General features: G+C 61.9%; 15 protein-coding genes. 6 read left to right on the forward strand and 9 right to left on the reverse strand.

Annotation, left to right across the window (positions count from 1 at the left end; translation table 11 throughout):
• Nucleotides 1-123: 123 nt before the first annotated feature.
• From NKH80_RS27555 to NKH80_RS27585, 7 genes are all read right to left on the reverse strand, one after another.
• Nucleotides 124-1,248 (reverse strand): DUF2333 family protein, encoded by a 1,125-nt coding sequence (locus NKH80_RS27555; RefSeq protein ID WP_023679513.1) that lies wholly within the window; start codon nucleotides 1,246-1,248, stop codon nucleotides 124-126.
• 15 nt (nucleotides 1,249-1,263) lie between these two features.
• Nucleotides 1,264-2,568 (reverse strand): DUF6638 family protein, encoded by a 1,305-nt coding sequence (locus NKH80_RS27560; RefSeq protein WP_352994862.1) that lies wholly within the window; start codon nucleotides 2,566-2,568, stop codon nucleotides 1,264-1,266.
• 219 nt (nucleotides 2,569-2,787) lie between these two features.
• The gene (locus NKH80_RS27565; RefSeq protein ID WP_352646632.1) at nucleotides 2,788-4,698 is read right to left on the reverse strand and encodes an AAA family ATPase; all 1,911 of its coding nucleotides are present in this window, start codon (nucleotides 4,696-4,698) and stop codon (nucleotides 2,788-2,790) included.
• Between the two features lie 24 nt (nucleotides 4,699-4,722).
• Nucleotides 4,723-5,868, reverse strand: coding sequence for a hypothetical protein (locus NKH80_RS27570; RefSeq protein WP_352509802.1), 1,146 nt, complete (start codon nucleotides 5,866-5,868; stop codon nucleotides 4,723-4,725).
• 35 nt (nucleotides 5,869-5,903) lie between these two features.
• Entirely contained in the window at nucleotides 5,904-6,992 is a 1,089-nt protein-coding gene (locus NKH80_RS27575; protein ID WP_352478015.1) for a hypothetical protein, read from the reverse strand.
• Between the two features lie 122 nt (nucleotides 6,993-7,114).
• Nucleotides 7,115-7,504 carry a c-type cytochrome gene (locus NKH80_RS27580; protein ID WP_352702956.1) on the reverse strand — a complete coding sequence of 130 codons (390 nt, stop codon included), beginning with the start codon at nucleotides 7,502-7,504 and terminating at the stop codon, nucleotides 7,115-7,117.
• 126 nt (nucleotides 7,505-7,630) lie between these two features.
• A complete protein-coding gene (locus tag NKH80_RS27585) occupies nucleotides 7,631-8,242 on the reverse strand; it encodes a thymidine kinase (protein WP_352646628.1) in 612 nt (203 codons plus the stop codon).
• A 237-nt stretch (nucleotides 8,243-8,479) separates the two neighbouring features.
• Here NKH80_RS27585 and NKH80_RS27590 point away from each other — a divergent pair, with 237 nt between their 5' ends.
• From NKH80_RS27590 to choV, 3 genes are all read left to right on the forward strand, one after another.
• Nucleotides 8,480-9,415, forward strand: coding sequence for a choline ABC transporter substrate-binding protein (locus tag NKH80_RS27590; protein ID WP_352646626.1), 936 nt, complete (start codon nucleotides 8,480-8,482; stop codon nucleotides 9,413-9,415).
• Between the two features lie 118 nt (nucleotides 9,416-9,533).
• Nucleotides 9,534-10,388, forward strand: coding sequence for a choline ABC transporter permease subunit (gene choW / locus NKH80_RS27595; RefSeq protein ID WP_352646625.1), 855 nt, complete (start codon nucleotides 9,534-9,536; stop codon nucleotides 10,386-10,388).
• On the forward strand, nucleotides 10,385-11,566 hold the full coding sequence (gene choV / locus NKH80_RS27600; RefSeq protein WP_352646623.1) for a choline ABC transporter ATP-binding protein: 1,182 nt from the start codon (nucleotides 10,385-10,387) through the stop codon (nucleotides 11,564-11,566). The genes choW and choV overlap by 4 nt, the downstream gene beginning before the upstream one ends.
• 71 nt (nucleotides 11,567-11,637) lie before the next feature.
• Here choV and NKH80_RS27605 read toward each other — a convergent pair whose 3' ends face one another.
• A complete protein-coding gene (locus NKH80_RS27605) occupies nucleotides 11,638-13,047 on the reverse strand; it encodes an ATP-binding protein (protein ID WP_352994868.1) in 1,410 nt (469 codons plus the stop codon).
• Complete coding sequence (locus tag NKH80_RS27610; RefSeq protein WP_254819161.1) at nucleotides 13,044-13,760, reverse strand: response regulator; 717 nt, start codon at nucleotides 13,758-13,760, stop codon at nucleotides 13,044-13,046. Before NKH80_RS27610 ends, NKH80_RS27605 begins: the two co-directional genes overlap by 4 nt.
• Nucleotides 13,761-13,997: 237 nt before the next feature.
• Here NKH80_RS27610 and NKH80_RS27615 point away from each other — a divergent pair, with 237 nt between their 5' ends.
• From NKH80_RS27615 to clpS, 3 genes are all read left to right on the forward strand, one after another.
• Nucleotides 13,998-14,342: a hypothetical protein gene (locus NKH80_RS27615; RefSeq protein ID WP_352994873.1), complete on the forward strand. Its 345-nt coding sequence runs from the start codon at nucleotides 13,998-14,000 to the stop codon at nucleotides 14,340-14,342.
• Nucleotides 14,343-14,378: 36 nt separating this feature from the next.
• Nucleotides 14,379-14,594, forward strand: coding sequence for a hypothetical protein (locus tag NKH80_RS27620; protein WP_254819162.1), 216 nt, complete (start codon nucleotides 14,379-14,381; stop codon nucleotides 14,592-14,594).
• Nucleotides 14,595-14,851: 257 nt separating this feature from the next.
• Entirely contained in the window at nucleotides 14,852-15,157 is a 306-nt protein-coding gene (clpS, locus tag NKH80_RS27625; protein ID WP_023679498.1) for an ATP-dependent Clp protease adapter ClpS, read from the forward strand.
• Nucleotides 15,158-15,293: the final 136 nt, after the last annotated feature.

A 15,293-nucleotide genomic window follows, 5' to 3' on the forward strand; every position in this document is an offset into this window, starting at 1 on the left:
TGCAGCGCCGTATAGAAGCCAGAGCAGGCGCGGTTCCGCCGTCTCAAAACAGCCGCGTAATACGCGAAAAGCGACAGAAGCAACGGCGCAAATTCACCAGCGCCGGCTGTGCGGGACGATCCGCTACTGCGTCAGCACGTTGCTGATCTCGACCATGTTCGAGCGCACCCTGAGTATGTAAAACCCCATCGTCGTCAGATGTGTCGGCAATAGCCAGCCGTCCTCGCGGCCATTGGCGATGATGAAGGGCTGGATGCGCAGCGCCGAGACGAATTGCGCGTCCATCGTATCCCACAGGTTCTGCAGGTGCTTTTCCTTGATGACGTCCTCGAAGTCGGCCTGTGCGCCCTTCATCAGCCCGTAATAGGCATAGAGCTGGCCATAGGCGAACCAGAAGCGGTCGTCGGCGCGTGTGTCGAACCAGCCATTATTGTGGTTTTCGGCACGCTCCTTGAGGATCGCCGAGGTCGAACCGATATCGGACGAAATGCGGTCGATATACTGCTTGAGATTGTCGGCGCGGGCATCGAACGTCGCCTGGCAGGCTGCGAGGCGGGCGTTGAAGGAACGCAGCTTGCGCACCGCGTCGCGATAGTAGCTCGGCGTCGGCGTCTTGGGCCCGAACGGGTTCAAGCCGAAATACCAGGTTTCCTCATCGAACTGCAGATTGCCGCGGGCGTCCTGCAGGTCGGCGTCGATCTGCGAGGTGGTGCGGACGCGGCCGAGATTGTCGGCAAGCTCGGTCGCCGTGCGCCGCACCGCCTGGTTGATGCCGCGCTGGAACGACGCCTTGTTGTCCATGAACGGCGTGTGGTCCCAGTCGATGCCGAACAGGCCGAGCTTGTAGAGGATCATCGACGACACCCAGGCATTCTGGTTGACGTTGAAGTCGGTCAGGTCGGCAGCGACCTGGGCAATGGCTGAATTTCCGCAGGTCTTGGCCGTGTCGGTGCCGGCGCCGGCGGAAACCTGTTCACCGGCGGAGCTGTTGCGTTTTTCGAACGTGTATTTGTCGACGTAATTCGGGTCGAAATTGTTCCACCACTGGGTGGCATAGAAGAAGTTGACATAGAGACCGATCAGCACGAGCACAGCCAGGCCGAGCACCGCCTTCAGGATCCAGCCGCGTTGCGTGTACCAGCGCCCCGCCCACAGGAACGGCCACAGAATCGCGCCGATGAGCAGGCCGATGCCGCGGCCAATCCACTGGAAAATCCGGGTGAAGAAATTCACGATCGGATCAAGCATGGCGATGTCACCCCCTCAGTCAGTCAAGCCGTAGAGGCGTGTGCGAAACGCCACCTTGTCCTTCAAATATGTGGTTTTCAGAACGTCCACAACATGCGATCGCCAGGCGTCGCTGAAGCCGTCATAATCCCTGTCGAAGCCCGGCTTGTTGAAGACGTAACGCGAGACGAAGTCCTGCGGCACGAAGTCCGAGATCAGCTGGTTGGTCAGCCAGGCGTCGGGATGGTCCGGCTTGGCGCGGATGACCAGGAAGCGCTGCTGCGGGAACACATCCTCGATCTTGAGATGGCCGAGCTGGGCGATCTCGCGCTTGGCAGCGTTGAGGAAGGGAAAATTGCCGTCCCTGGTGATCAGATTGGCATGGCCGTGGATCCAGGTCTGCAGCCAGACCTTGTCGACATCGGTCAGATTGCGGTCGGGCTCGGCGTCGCGGATCAGCGCGCGCACCACCATTTCGGCGCGATGCTCGAGATAGCCGGAGGTTTCGATCCATGAGGCGCGCGGCAGCTCGATGCGCCCGGTCGAGGCGAGGAACTTGAACACCTTGTCGGCGTCGTGGATCGAAAGGTAACTCACCTGCCATGGCCGCGAGCGGCGGAAGCCCGGCGCTGCCGGGTCGCTGATCACCGTCGTCACGTCCGGATCGACAAACACATAGAGCCCGCCGAAATGGCTGGTCCAATAGGCATTGTGGCGGAAGATCACCTGGTCCGGCACCAGCGCATTCTCGCGGATGTCGCCGCAGATCTTCGCCAGCTCGACCATGTGGGCCAGCATGGCGTTGTCGCGCCAGGCATCCGGCTCCTGCTTCAGCCGGTCGACCAGCTTGCCGAGTTCGGCGGCCTTACCGAGCACATCCTCGGCCGAGAGCACCTTGAATTCGACCTGGTTGATCGACAGCAGGTCCTCGATGTCGTCGACCTTGGGGACCGAATCCTCGATCTCGCCGTAGATGACGTCCTTGATCGTCAGCGCATCGATGGCGCGCTGGTTCTTCGACATGAATTCGTACATCAGCAGCGAGGTGTTGGAGAATGCCGTGTGCACCACCGGCAGGTCGATCTGCGACGGCGTCAGGATGATAAAGCGACGGTTGACCTCGTTCGGATCGAGGTAGCTGTAGTCGCCGCATTCCTCGGCGACCTGCGGCGAGAAGCCGGTGCGATCGATCTCGAAGCTTTTCAGCTTGGTCGGCTTCAAACCGAACGCGATCATCGCCTTGTTATAGCGCTGGATCAGGTGTGGCTCGTCGATCGTCAGCAGCCGGCCGTAGATCAGCTCGTTGTCGCGCAACAGATCGGGCTTCTTGGCGGGGCTCATGCTTTCTTCTTCCCGTTCACGGGGAGAAGGTGTCCGAACGGCGGATGAGGGGTGCGAGCGCCCCTTCTCCCCTTGTGGGAGAAGGTGGATTGGCGCGCAGCGCCAAGACGGTTGAGGGGTGCTGGACGGAGCGCCATCGGCGCCAAGCTGGAGCACCCCTCATCCGTCGCCTTCGGCGACACCTTCTCCCACAAGGGGAGAAGGGGGCGTCGGCGCATCTCACGCATTCCATAGCCCCTTCTTCTTCATCTCCTCGATCTCGCGGACGGCACGTTCCCGCAGCCGAGTATCGCGGATCATCTTGCTCACCGCGGCGTCGTCGGACTTGTCGGAATAACGGAATTCGGAATCCGCATAGCGATTGATCTCCTGCATGACCATGTCCATCGAGAATGGCCCGCGCAGTTCCTCGATCATGGCTTTCTTGTCGTCGTAACTCTTGTGCATGAAGGCTTCCGGCTTTTCGAACCACTCGTCGGGCAATTCGATGTCCATGGCGCGCATCTTGATCGCGTCGGTGACGTTCTTGATGGCGCGGCCGGTAAAGCGCGGTTCGGCATCCTTGATCATGTGCAGATAAGTCCCGATGTCGGCCATCGTCTTCGGTGCGCCGTTCTCCTTCATATAGCGCTCGTAGACCTTCATCAGCCCGTCTTCGTGCGGCTTTTCATGCTCCTCATAGGCTTCCATCACCGCGCGCTGGATCTCTTGCGCCGCATAGAGCTTGTGATCGCCGAGCGGGATCTTGTGGTTCTTGCCGGCGAGCAGAACGAAAATGTCGATGTAGTCGTCGCGGCTCTGCGGGCCATCGACCAGCCAGCGCGCGCCGGCGCGCTGGCGCAATGCGTCGTCGACGTTCTCGGGATAGTTGGAAAACATGCCGAACGAGCAATTGCCGCGCACCACGGTGCCGGCACCCCCGAACGCGTCCATAAGCACACCGGTGATTTCCTGCTGGCCGGCAGAGGCACGGTCGTCTGAGCGGCGTGCGGCGACCTGGTCGATATCGTCGATTGTGCCGAAGCCGATGACGCGCGGGTTCAGCACATTGTTGATGAACTGGCGGCAGTTCTGGCCCGACTTGCCCTGGTAGGACGAGATCTGGTCGACGCCGAAATTCTCGTAAGCAAAGGGATAGCCGGCGACCTGGCAGTAGCCGTTGACGAGACCGGCGATCATCTGGATCAGCGTCGTCTTGCCGGTGCCGGGCGCGCCGTCCCCGATGAAGGTGAACAGGAAGCCGCCGAGCTCGACAAACGGGTTCAACTCGCGCTCGAAGTCGTAGGCCATCAGCATCTTGGCGAGCTTGACCGACTGGTATTTGGCGATGTGGTTGCCGACGACCTCCTCCGGCTTCTTGAAGGTCATGACCAACGGTTTTGCCCGCTTGCCCGGCGCGACGTCGAAACCATCGAGCGTGAAATCGTCGACGTCGATGCGGATATGCGCGTTCTCGAACGGGCCGATGCCGTCGAAGCGGCCTTTTCGCGCCAAAAGCCCATCGATGGCAATGCGGGCAAAGGCGCGCGCCCGGGTCATCAGGTCGGCGTCGTCCTTCGCGCCGGATATCGCCCTGTCGAGGCCGGCCACGATCGATTTCACCGCGTCCTGGGGCGTGTCGAACAGAAAGTCCGGCTCGGGCGTGTCGTTCGGCGCCTCGCCGTCGCTATCGATCAGCTGGAACAGATAGGAGGCGAAGCTGAAGGCGGAAATATAGGCCGAAGCCGACAGCAGCTTTTTGAATGTGGCGGCCTCGTCGCCTTCGAGCGGCGCGCGGGCGTTTTTCGCCTGCAGGCTTTCGAGGTCAGAGCCTTCGGCGAAGACATCGGATATTGCCAACGCAATGGCCAGCCCACGCCGGGCGCGAAACAGCAGCATGTGCTGCGGGATGGTCAGCAGCTGGTCGTCGGGATGGACGGCAGCGACGGTTTTGGCGAGCTCGACCTCGCGCGTGCGGCGAACCGAGCCCACCGAAACGGTCGAGACGAAGCGGCGGTTGGTGCCGGCAAGCGCGGTACCGGATTCGCGCGATGGGTCCTCCAGCACGACGATGCGGGTGATGAAACTTTGCGCAGTGGCGCGGTGCTTTTCGATTGCCGCTTCCGGGATGGTGGTCAGACCGGTGTCCATGGAGGATACTCCGCGATTTGATGGTCAGACGTCGCTGATGACCTGCCCTTTGGACAGGATATGGACCTTGTAGCCCGAAAAGATCTTCTGCGCCTCGCCGGCGGCGTAAAGCGACTGATAGGCCTCATGCGGAATCAGCGCGTGGTTCTCGTAGCTCGACACGCCCTGGCGTGCGGCCTCGAGATCGTCGGTGTTGATGAAGAATTCCTGCGTCGTCTTCTCGCTCGAAAACAGCCCCTTGCGGCCGGGCTTCTCGGCCTTGGAAAAGACCTCCTGGATAGTCCAGGTCAGCAGCCAGGCGTTTTCCGGCTTGCGCACTTTGGCCAGCACTTCGTTCACCGTCGAATTGTTGTCGGTAATGCCGGCAGAATAGAACGGGCCGAGCACGACGCGGCGCAGCTGCTTGGGATGCAGCGTCTCGAAATCCTTGTCGAGGTTGACCGCGATCGTCGCCGGCGACAGCGTGTAGGCGGAATTCTTCTCGGTGAAATCGTCGAAACGGTGGGCGAGTTCGGGATTGAGCAAGCCGTCGACCGGCAGCGGAATGTCGACCCTCTCATTAAGCTTGCCGCTGCTATCGACCAGCTGCCGGATCATGTCGTCGGAGGAATCCTCGACCGTCGCCATGTAGACCAGCGGCAGGTTGGCGCTGCCGTCGAAGCAGGCCCAGTGGACCAGATAATAGGGCCGCAGCGTCTTCGGGTTGACCGAAACCTTGGCCGTCTGGGCGAGCGTGAACGGGCCGAAGGTGGTCCCGCTCTTGACGTCTTCGAGGTAAAGCCGCTCGGCCATCGACTTCTGCAACGCTTCGGGAAATTCCTTGTGGCGCAGAATGAAGTCGGCCATTTCCTCGCGCAGCTCGCTGGCCGAAGGGATGACGGCGAGACGGCTGTCGGCCTGGAGGCGGTCGTTTTCCAGTTCGAGCAGGTTCTGGAAAACCGGAAAACCGCTTTCGGCGCGCGAGATGCGGAACGTCTCGGTGAAACCCAGCCGGTTGCGCCAGCACGAGAACGACTTTTCGAGCCGCGCAATATATTCGGCGACGACCTTGGCGACGATGCCGTGCCGATAGAGCGGCGAGCGATCGTCGCGCATGAACACTTCGAGGCCGCCAAGTGCAGCCGCGATCGCCGAGAAATAGCGCGCCGCGGCTTCGTTTTCGGGGGTCATGCTGCCAGCCCTTGGGAGCAGTGCACGTGCAGCAATTACGACTGCACGTAATTTGCCGAATTGTGCTTCTTCATCACATCGTCGAAGCGGCGGGCGAAGGCGTCGTCGGCGAGCTTCTTGCGGCGCTGGATGTCGGCGGTGGCGACCATGTTCTTCTCGTGCATTTCAAGCAGATCGCCGATGTGCTTTTGCGAGGCGGCACCAATGCCGGCCATGGTCTCCTCGGCGGTGTTGTCGACCTGGCTGCCCAGCGTGTTGATCTTATGGGCGACATCCTGCTGGGCGGCGGTCTTCAGCGAATCTTCCAGGGCCTTGTACAGCACGATGCGCTGCTCGGTATCGATGGTCAGCTTGTTGATCAGCGTCGATTGCGCCGCGATCTGATTGTTGAGCGAATCGACGAAGGTCTGGAACATCGAGGTGTAGCGCTCCAGCGTCTGGCTCTCGGCCAGCAATTCCTGCTCCTTGGCCTGCTTTTCGTTGTATTCCGTGGCCAGTTTCGAGCGTTCGCCTTCAAGCTGCGTGCGCTCCTTCTGGCTGGTCGAGGCGGCGATCTTGTTCTCGATGTCGAGCAGCATCGGGTTGAGTTCCTCGATGCGCTTCTGCACGGTCTCGAGATTGGACATGGTTGTCTTGCGGCGCTCGATCACCTGCGACAGGCTGGCCTCGGAGGTCTTGTAGCGCGTGTCGAGAACCTGCTTCTGCGCCTTGAGGATGCCGACGATGGTGTCGGATTTCGCCAACAGCTCCTGCAAATTGCCGGCCAGCGACATGTTGCGGACGCGGTCGGTGCGCATGCGCTGTTTGCGCTGGCTGGAGAAGACGCCGACGAAATTCTCCCAGCCGGTGTAGTTCTTCATGCTCTCGAATTCGGCGCCGAAGACGTTGGTGGCGTCCTCCAGGCCGATGATCAGGTCGGCGATATTGCCTTCCATCACCTTCTGCTGCTTCAGCACGTCCTCGATGCGGGCATTCTCGATGTCGAAATTGGCGTCGCCGATCTTCTTGTCGGCGGTGGCGAGCGTGTCGAGCACGCTACCGGACTGCTCGATCTTGGTGCGCATGTCCTCTACGACCTGCTTGGTCTTGGCAATCTCGGCATCGAAATTCTGCAATGTCGCCATTGGGGCCTCCCGCTTCGGCATCGGTTTTCGTGTCGCGAACCGCCGTGACTATATGTGCCGGGTTTGGCGAATGAAAGACGGAAGACGGGCGACACCAGGAAACGAGGCAACTGGGGTCACGCTCAGGGCTTGGGATCAGCCTTGAGGTAGGCGATGACATTGGCGATGTCCTCGTCGCTGGTCAGGCCGGAGAAGGCCATTTTATTGCCGGGGACCTTCTGCCGCGGCGCGCGCAGGTATTCGGCAAGGCTTATTTCGTCCCAGACCAGGCCGGCGGCGCCGGCGTCCTTCATCCCCTGCGAGTAGCGGCTGAGATAACTGTCCGCGGTGCCGGCGGTGCGTCCGACGACACCCAGCAGATGCGGGCCGACCTTGTCGCGTTCGCTCGTTGCCTCGTGACAGGCCATGCATCTGTTGAAGACCTTCTTGCCGAGAGCGGCATCGCCGTCGGCATGCGCGGCAAGAGCTCCGACGATGAGGAAAGCAGTTGCAGACGAAATGGCTCGAAGCATGGGAACTCCCCGACGGCTCTGGCTGAGAGGTTTTGAAAATAGGAAGCAAGCCTTAACAAGCGCCGCACGATGACGCGATCGCGGAACGAATGTCGGCTGGGCGGACGGATGGACGCAACGCGCTGGTCAGGTTTTGATGAAGCCGATGAAATCGTCGGGCATGGCGCGGCCCATTTCCTCTTCCCAATGGCGGCGGCAGAGTGAGACATAGACGTCCTTGCCGATCGCCACCTGTTCACCCTGTTTCGCCACCTTGCCGTCGGCCCCTAGGCGTACCACCATCGTCGCCTTGCGGCCGCAACGGCAGATGGTGCGCACCTCGCGCAGCTCGTCTGATATCGCCAGCAGGGCGCGCGAGCCGGAAAACAGCTTGCCCTGGAAATCGGTGCGCAGGCCATAGCACATGACCGGAATGTTCAGCCGGTCGGCGATGCGGGCGAGTTGCCAGACCTGATCCTCTTCGAGGAACTGCGCCTCGTCGACAAAGACGCAATGCACCGTGGCGTGGTCATGATGCTCGGCGACCCGGGCAAACAGATCGTCGCCGTCGCGGAACAACTCGGCCTCCGTCTCCAAGCCGATACGCGACGAGATCAGCCCGGTATCGCCCTTGCGGTAGTGGCCGGCGATGAACAGCATCGTCGTCATGCCACGCTCGCGGTAATTGTACGAGGCCTGCAACAGCATCGTCGTCTTGCCGGCATTCATCGTCGCATAATGGAAGTACAGCTTGGCCATGCCGTCCTTTTAAGCCGAGTTGCAACAAAGCGGGGAGGGGGAGCGCCTACATTCCACCGGGAAAAGACGACTTCCATCCGTAAAGCGGCGGGCGTGTCGCCGATCGGCCAGCCTGCGCCGTTGTTCGTGATTGCCTTAGTGCTTGAAACCGCAGCAGAATGGTGTTTGGCTGACGGAACAAAGGTGGAAATAAAACCGCCACTTCGCTTCACCGAGAACTGAAATGGGAGAATTTCTATGTCGCGCATGAGTTCATTCGTCGCCGGTCTCGGCCTGGCGGCTTTTCTATCCACGACTGGGGCCTTCGCCGGTGATGCGGAAAGCTGCAAGACGGTGCGGCTGTCCGATGTCGGCTGGACCGACATCCAGGCGACTACCGGCGTCGCCTCGGTGCTGCTCACGGCGCTCGGTTACGAGCCGCAGGTGATCCAGCTTTCGGTGCCGGTGACCTATGCGTCGCTGAAGAACAAAGACCTCGACGTGTTCCTCGGAAACTGGATGCCGTCGATGACCAACGACATCAAGGACTATACCGCCGAAGGCTCGGTCGAGACCGTCAGCGAAAATCTCAGCGGTGCCGGCTATGGCATCGTCGTTCCGACCTATGTCGCCGATGCCGGTGTCAAGACGCTAACCGATCTCGGCAAGTTCAAGGACAAGTTCGACGGCAAGATCTATGGTATTGAGGCCGGCAATGACGGCAACCGCATTATCCTCGATATGATCAAGGATCCGAAGACCAATCTCGAAGGCTTCGAACTGGTCGAGTCTTCCGAGGCCGGCATGCTCACCCAGGCCGAGCAGTCGATGAAGAACAATGAATGGATCGCCTTCCTCGGCTGGACGCCGCATCCGGTGATGGGCGCCATGAAGATCACCTATCTCGAGGGGATGGGCGACAGCGGCTTCGGCGCCGCCACCGTGCATACCAATGTGCGCAAGGGCTACATGAGCGAATGCCCGAACGCCGGCAAGTTCATCGCCAATCTGAAGTTCAACCTGGACATGGAAGGCGAGATGATGGACGCGATCCTGAAGGGCGCCGACGCCAATACCGCCGCGACCGACTGGCTGAAGAAACACCCTGACGCGATCACCCCCTGGATCGCCGGCGTCACCACCTTCGACGGCGGCGATGCGGCGGCTGGGGTGAAAACGGCGCTCGGAAGCTGACCCGACCATCTGGCATGACGAGACAAGGGGCAGCCACGGTAGAAATGGCTGCCCTTTTTCATATCCTGTGACAAGATGACCGTGCGGCGAAGGACGGCGCCGGCAGAAGAGGGGCTAGATGGATCCGATCTCCAAATTCCTGGTCAGTTACAAGATTCCCATCGGGGCATGGGGGAAGGCGTTTTTCGGCTTTCTCACCGACAATTTCGACACCATCTTCAGGGCTTTTTCCAACACCCTCAACTTCCTGCTCGACGGCATCGTCGACGGGCTGCTGTTGCTGCCGCCGGTTCTGCTGATCGCGCTGATCGCTCTGCTCGCCTATTTCCTGCAGCGCTCGAAAGGCCTGGCTTTGGCGGTATTCATTGGATTGCTGTTCATCCTCAACCAGAACCTGTGGAAGCAGACGGTGGAGACGCTGGTGCTGGTGGTCGCCGCCGCCGCCGTGTCGATGGCCATCGGCGTGCCGCTCGGCATCTGGGCCGCGCACAAGCCGAAGGTGTATCGCGTCATGCTGCCGGTGCTCGACCTGATGCAGACGCTACCGACCTTCGTCTACCTGATCCCGGTGCTGACCCTGTTCGGCCTCGGCAATGCGCCCGGCCTCATCGTCACCATCATCTTCGTCATTCCGACCTCGGTTCGGCTCACCCATCTCGGCGTCACCTCGGTGCCGAAATCGATCGTCGAGGCGGGCGAGGCGTTCGGCGCCACCAAACGCCAGCTGCTGTGGAAGGTCGAGCTGCCTTCGGCGCTGCCGACCATCATGGCCGGCTTGACCCAGTCGATTATGCTGTCGCTGTCGATGGTGGTGTTCGCCGCCCTTATCGGCGCCGGCGGCCTCGGCACCGAGATCAACCGCGCGCTCGGTTCGCGCCGGATCGACCTAGGGCTTGAGGCAGGGCTGGCCATCGTCGTGCTTGCCATCGTGCTCGACCGAATGACGCGCATCGGCGTGGGAGGCAAGAAATGACCGTCGCCGTCGATTTCAGAAATGTCGACATCGTCTTCGGCGCCGACCAGGCAGGCTCGCTGGCGCTGATCGACAGCGGCGCCACCCGCGCCGAGATCCTCGAACAGACCGGCAACGTACTGGGCTGCGCCGGCGCCAGCCTCACCGTGAACGAGGGCGAGATCTCGGTGCTGATGGGGCTTTCCGGCTCCGGCAAATCGACGCTGCTCAGGGCCGTCAACCGGCTGAACGTGGTCTCGCGCGGCCAGGTGCTGGTCAAGGACGGCGACGGCACGGTCGACGTCGTGACCTGCGACGAGGCGACGCTTCGGCGGTTGCGGCAGAAACAGGTGGCAATGGTGTTTCAGCAGTTCGGCCTGCTGCCGTGGCGCACAGTGGAGGAAAATGTCGGCCTCGGCCTCGAGCTCGCCGGCGTGCCTGAAGCCGAGCGCAAGGAGCGGGTGACCAAACAGCTGAAGCTGGTTCATCTCGACCAGTGGTCGAAGAAATACGCGCATGAGCTTTCCGGCGGCATGCAGCAGCGCGTCGGCCTGGCGCGCGCCTTCGCCACCGAGGCGCCGATCCTGCTGATGGACGAGCCGTTCTCGGCACTCGACCCGCTGATCCGGACCAAGCTGCAGGACGAGCTGCTGCAGCTTCAGGCCGAGCTGAAGAAGACCATCATCTTCGTCAGCCACGACCTCGAGGAGGCGCTGAAGATCGGCACCCACATCACTATCATGGAGGGCGGGCGCATCGTGCAGACCGGTGCGCCGGAAGACATCGTGTTGCGGCCCGCCAACGACTATGTCCGCGACTTCATCGCCAATGTGAACCCGCTCTCGGTGTTGACCGCGTGGAACGTCATGCGCGACCGCCGCGACCTCGAACATGGCGAGAACGGCTGGGTGTGGCTCGACCGGCGCAAGACGACGCGCTTCAAGATCGACGAGCATGGGCTGGTGGCGGCGGCCGAGCGCGACGGCAAGCCGGCGGTATGGGTGTCCTGCGCCGATGTCGAGGCACAGCCGGAGGAGACGGCGCAGGTGTTCTGGGCCAATCCCGGCACCTCGCTGAAGACCGTGATGCTGGCCATGCATCGCTCGCAGACCGCACCGGTGGCGCTGTTCGACGACCAGTCGCGCTTCGTCGGCGCCATCGGCGTCAGGGATGTGCTGAGCGCGGTGCTGCGAAGATAATTTTTCTCCTTGGCGAGAACCGAGACCAAACGCCGGCGCGAAGGAACGCCGGCTTAGCCCGATACCGCAAGCTAAACCGCCAGCGGCAATCTCAGTTCCGTCAACAGGCCGCCATCGGGGTGATTGGACAGGATGACCTCGCCGCCGGCGCCGCGGGCGATGTTGCGGGCGATGGTCAGGCCGAGGCCGAGGCCGCCGGTCTGACGGTTGCGCGACTGTTCCAGGCGCACGAACGAGCCGAACACGGCGTCGAGCTCGGCTTGCGGTATGCCCGGCCCTTCGTCATGGATCGCCAGCGTGATTGTCTTGCCTGATTGACGCAGGCTGAGATGCGCCCTCTTGCCATAGGTCACCGCGTTCTGGACGAGGTTGGTGACGCAGCGCCGCAGCGCGACCGGCCGCGCCATGCAGATCAAGCCGCGCGAGCGCCCGTCTTCATTCTCGAAGGAGACCTCGTCGAAGCCGTCGGCGATCGATTCTACCAGCGACCAGAAATCGATCCTCTCGCTCTTCTCCTCGGTCACCTCGAAAGTGGCGAAGTCGATGACCGAGCTGGCAATGCCTTCGATGTCGGCGAGGTCGTGCGCCAGTGCGGCGCGCACGGACGAATTCCTCAGCAGTTCGAGGCGCAGCCGCATCCTGGTCAGCGGCGTGCGCAGGTCGTGCGCCAGTGCGGCCGCAAGATGCTCGCGGTCCTCGACGTAGGCGCGCAGTCTCGCCTGCATGGCATTGACCGCCTTTGCCGCGGTACGCACCTCGCGGCTGCCGCTCTCGGCGATCGGCGGGCTCTTCAGGTCCTCGCCGATCCGCTTCACCGCGGTCTCCATCATCCTGTAGGGCGCCGTCAGCCGGCGCAGCGACCAGATCGAGGAAGCCACCACCAGCCCGGCGATCAAGGCATAGAGCGGCAGGCTATCGAAGCTCAGTATCGGCCCGGCCGGCGTGTTCGGTTCGGTGAAGTTCAGCCACTGGCCGTCTGCAAAGCGAAGCGAAGCGGTCAGCTTGTCACTCTGGGCGAAATCGGCCGCCAGCACGAGCAGGTCGCGCTCGACCTGGCCGATATCGGGACCGGCGACCGTCCCACCGGGAGCGTCGGCTTCGTGCGTTGCCGGGTCGCGGCGGACCCGTGCATCGGTGATCCCGAACTTCGACAGCCGGCCGACCAATATGTCTTCCAGTTCGGCCAGCTCGTCGTCGCCCGCTATCGACGAGGTGACGGCGGGCGTGTCGGAGACGGTGAGCGCATAGGTGGCATTGAACAGCCCGGAGGCCGTCGCCTTGCGCTGTTCTGGGGTGGCATCATGCATCAGCTGCACCAGCGAGAAGGCGCGGTCGTTCAGCCGATAGAGATCGACGACGTCATCGGCGGCGGCACGGTCGCGCGAAACGATGTAAAGGGTCGCGATCTGGCTGATCAGCAGGCCGGCGATGACGATGAGCAGCACCCAGACCGGCAGCGTTTGCGGCAGGATGCGTCTCATTCGGAGGTCGTCTCAGGTAGGAACTGGTAGCCGCCGCTGCGCACGGTCAGGATCAGCTTCGGCGTTTTCGGGTCGTCCTCCATCTTGCGCCGCAGCCGGCTGACCAGAATGTCGACGCTGCGGTCGAAGCTGTAGCCGCTGTCGCCGCCGGACAGCTCGATCAGCTGCTCCCGGCTCAGTACGCGCTGCGCGCTCTTGACGAAGGTCTGCAGGAGATTGAATTCGGCCATCGTCAGCTCGATCCTGACGTCGCCGGGCGCCATCAGCCGGCGGCGCGAACAGTCCATCGTCCAACCGGCGAAATGGTAGATCTGCCGCGAGGCGGCGCGTCGCGGCTCGGCGGCGCCATTGCGTCTCAAGACGGCACGAATGCGTGCGAGCAGCTCGCGCGGATCGAAGGGTTTCGGCACGTAGTCGTCGGCGCCCATCTCCAGCCCAACCACGCGGTCGGTTGTCTCGGTAACCGCGGTCAGCATGATGATCGGCGTCGAATAATTGGCGCGCAACTCGCGGCAGAGCTCCAGCCCGCTCTTGCCGGGCAGCATGACGTCCAGGACGATCAGGTCGACCTGGGCGCGGCGCAGGACGGTCTCCATCTCGGTGCCGTCGGCGGCGACAGATGTATGCAGCCCTCGCTTCTGGAAGAATTCCTGAAGCAGGTCACGAATGCCCTTGTCGTCGTCGACGATGAGTATGTGGGGGTCGGATTTCACAGGAAACCTATCATTTGTGGATCGCCCAAGCGGTGCTTCGGCCGTCAGCCAGACGATAGAATTCAGGCCATAAGTTGGCCAGTGAAGGTCGGCGGCCCGATCCGGGCTGCCCAGAAACAATCCAGAAACAAAATTCTACAATCCGGAAAAACTGCCGAAAAAAATCAAGGTCATAAGTGGTGCCGTGGCGGTCAGGTCATCGGCTGCGACACGCGTTACGGGATCACGGATAGACCAATGCAAAGGTTCTCGATCAGTCTGATGGGTGCGTTGCTTTCCATTTCGCTCGTCACGGCCGCGGTCGAACATGCCGAGGCAAAACTGGCCGATGCAAAGGTGGCCAATGCAAAGGCGGCCGATGCAAAGGTGGCGACCACCCGCAGCGAGCGTTGCATCGATCTGAACCGCCAGTTTGACGAAGCCCTCGAAACCCATGCCGCGGCAACGCAGGTCACCGCGGCGAAAGCACTTCAAAGAAAGGGAAACCGGTTCTGCGCCAACAAGAAACAGGCACAGGGAATCCGGATGCTCGCGAACGCTTTGAAGCTGCTTGGAGTGACACCGATCGATCCCGTTCAGTGACACTCAATCCGATCTGCACAAAAAGGAAGTGAAGCCATGAAAAAGTCCCTCCTCTCCGCCCTCGGTCTCGCCATCGCGCTGGCCGTCTCGATGCCGGTTCTCGGCGCCAGCAGCGCCAATGCCGCGACCACCACCCCGGCTGCGACGACAACGACGACCGCTGCGCCGGCCAAGGCCGTGAAGAAGGTCGCTGCCAAGAAGACCGTCAAGAAGCACAAGAAGCACGTGGTCAAGGCAGCTCCGAAGGCCTGATCAAGCGACATCTTTCTACCCTATGAGAAGACCGCTCCAGTTGCGATTTGCCTGGAGCGGTCGTCTTTTTTGTTGCGTGCAGACAATACGGGCAGTCCCGGCCCACACCCCCCGTTGAACGCCAGACGGCAGTTCCCACATAGGCACGGATTTTTGAACTGCGTCCGCCGGGAAGCCGCTCGCGCGCGGTTGAATGGACGACCGCTTTTGCCCATGTCAAAATGACCGCAAAGCCGTCGTACTCAATTGCCGGTCCAATGCCTGAAATCACGACAAAACCCCGTACCAGCACGAAGCCGAAAGTCGAACGGCCGAAGCTCTACAAGGTTATCCTGGTCAATGACGATTTCACGCCGCGCGAGTTCGTCGTGACTGTGCTGAAGGCCGAGTTCAAGCTCAGCGAAGACCAGGCGCATAGGATAATGATCACTGCGCACCGGCGCGGCGTCTGCGTCGTCGCCGTCTTCACCAGGGATGTCGCCGAGACCAAGGCGGCGCGGGCAACCGATGCCGGCAAGGCCAAGGGTTATCCGCTGATGTTCACGACGGAGCCGGAGGAGTAGGGCTCCTTTTCCCTTCTCCCCTTGCGGGAGAAGGTGGCCGAGCGAAGCTCGGTCGGATGAGGGGTGTTCCAGGGAACGCCGACGCCTCATTTCTTCCGGCACCCCTCATCCGTCTTGGCGCTTCGCGCCAATCCAC

This window comes from Mesorhizobium sp. M0904 (genome assembly GCF_040319475.1).
Classification (GTDB): Bacteria; Pseudomonadota; Alphaproteobacteria; order Rhizobiales; family Rhizobiaceae; genus Mesorhizobium.

What these genes read in the sequence shown, in the direction of transcription:
- NKH80_RS27555 (WP_023679513.1), bottom strand. Translation starts at nt 1,248, where the DNA reads ATGCTTGATCCGATCGTGAATTTCTTCACCCGGATTTTCCAGTGGATT.
- NKH80_RS27585 (WP_352646628.1), bottom strand. Translation starts at nt 8,242, where the DNA reads ATGGCCAAGCTGTACTTCCATTATGCGACGATGAATGCCGGCAAGACG.
- NKH80_RS27605 (WP_352994868.1), bottom strand. Translation starts at nt 13,047, where the DNA reads ATGAGACGCATCCTGCCGCAAACGCTGCCGGTCTGGGTGCTGCTCATC.
- NKH80_RS27575 (WP_352478015.1), bottom strand. Translation starts at nt 6,992, where the DNA reads ATGGCGACATTGCAGAATTTCGATGCCGAGATTGCCAAGACCAAGCAG.
- NKH80_RS27615 (WP_352994873.1), top strand. Translation starts at nt 13,998, where the DNA reads ATGCAAAGGTTCTCGATCAGTCTGATGGGTGCGTTGCTTTCCATTTCG.
- NKH80_RS27560 (WP_352994862.1), bottom strand. Translation starts at nt 2,568, where the DNA reads ATGAGCCCCGCCAAGAAGCCCGATCTGTTGCGCGACAACGAGCTGATC.
- NKH80_RS27580 (WP_352702956.1), bottom strand. Translation starts at nt 7,504, where the DNA reads ATGCTTCGAGCCATTTCGTCTGCAACTGCTTTCCTCATCGTCGGAGCT.
- NKH80_RS27590 (WP_352646626.1), top strand. Translation starts at nt 8,480, where the DNA reads ATGTCGCGCATGAGTTCATTCGTCGCCGGTCTCGGCCTGGCGGCTTTT.
- choW (WP_352646625.1), top strand. Translation starts at nt 9,534, where the DNA reads ATGGATCCGATCTCCAAATTCCTGGTCAGTTACAAGATTCCCATCGGG.
- NKH80_RS27620 (WP_254819162.1), top strand. Translation starts at nt 14,379, where the DNA reads ATGAAAAAGTCCCTCCTCTCCGCCCTCGGTCTCGCCATCGCGCTGGCC.
- NKH80_RS27570 (WP_352509802.1), bottom strand. Translation starts at nt 5,868, where the DNA reads ATGACCCCCGAAAACGAAGCCGCGGCGCGCTATTTCTCGGCGATCGCG.
- choV (WP_352646623.1), top strand. Translation starts at nt 10,385, where the DNA reads ATGACCGTCGCCGTCGATTTCAGAAATGTCGACATCGTCTTCGGCGCC.
- NKH80_RS27565 (WP_352646632.1), bottom strand. Translation starts at nt 4,698, where the DNA reads ATGGACACCGGTCTGACCACCATCCCGGAAGCGGCAATCGAAAAGCAC.
- clpS (WP_023679498.1), top strand. Translation starts at nt 14,852, where the DNA reads ATGCCTGAAATCACGACAAAACCCCGTACCAGCACGAAGCCGAAAGTC.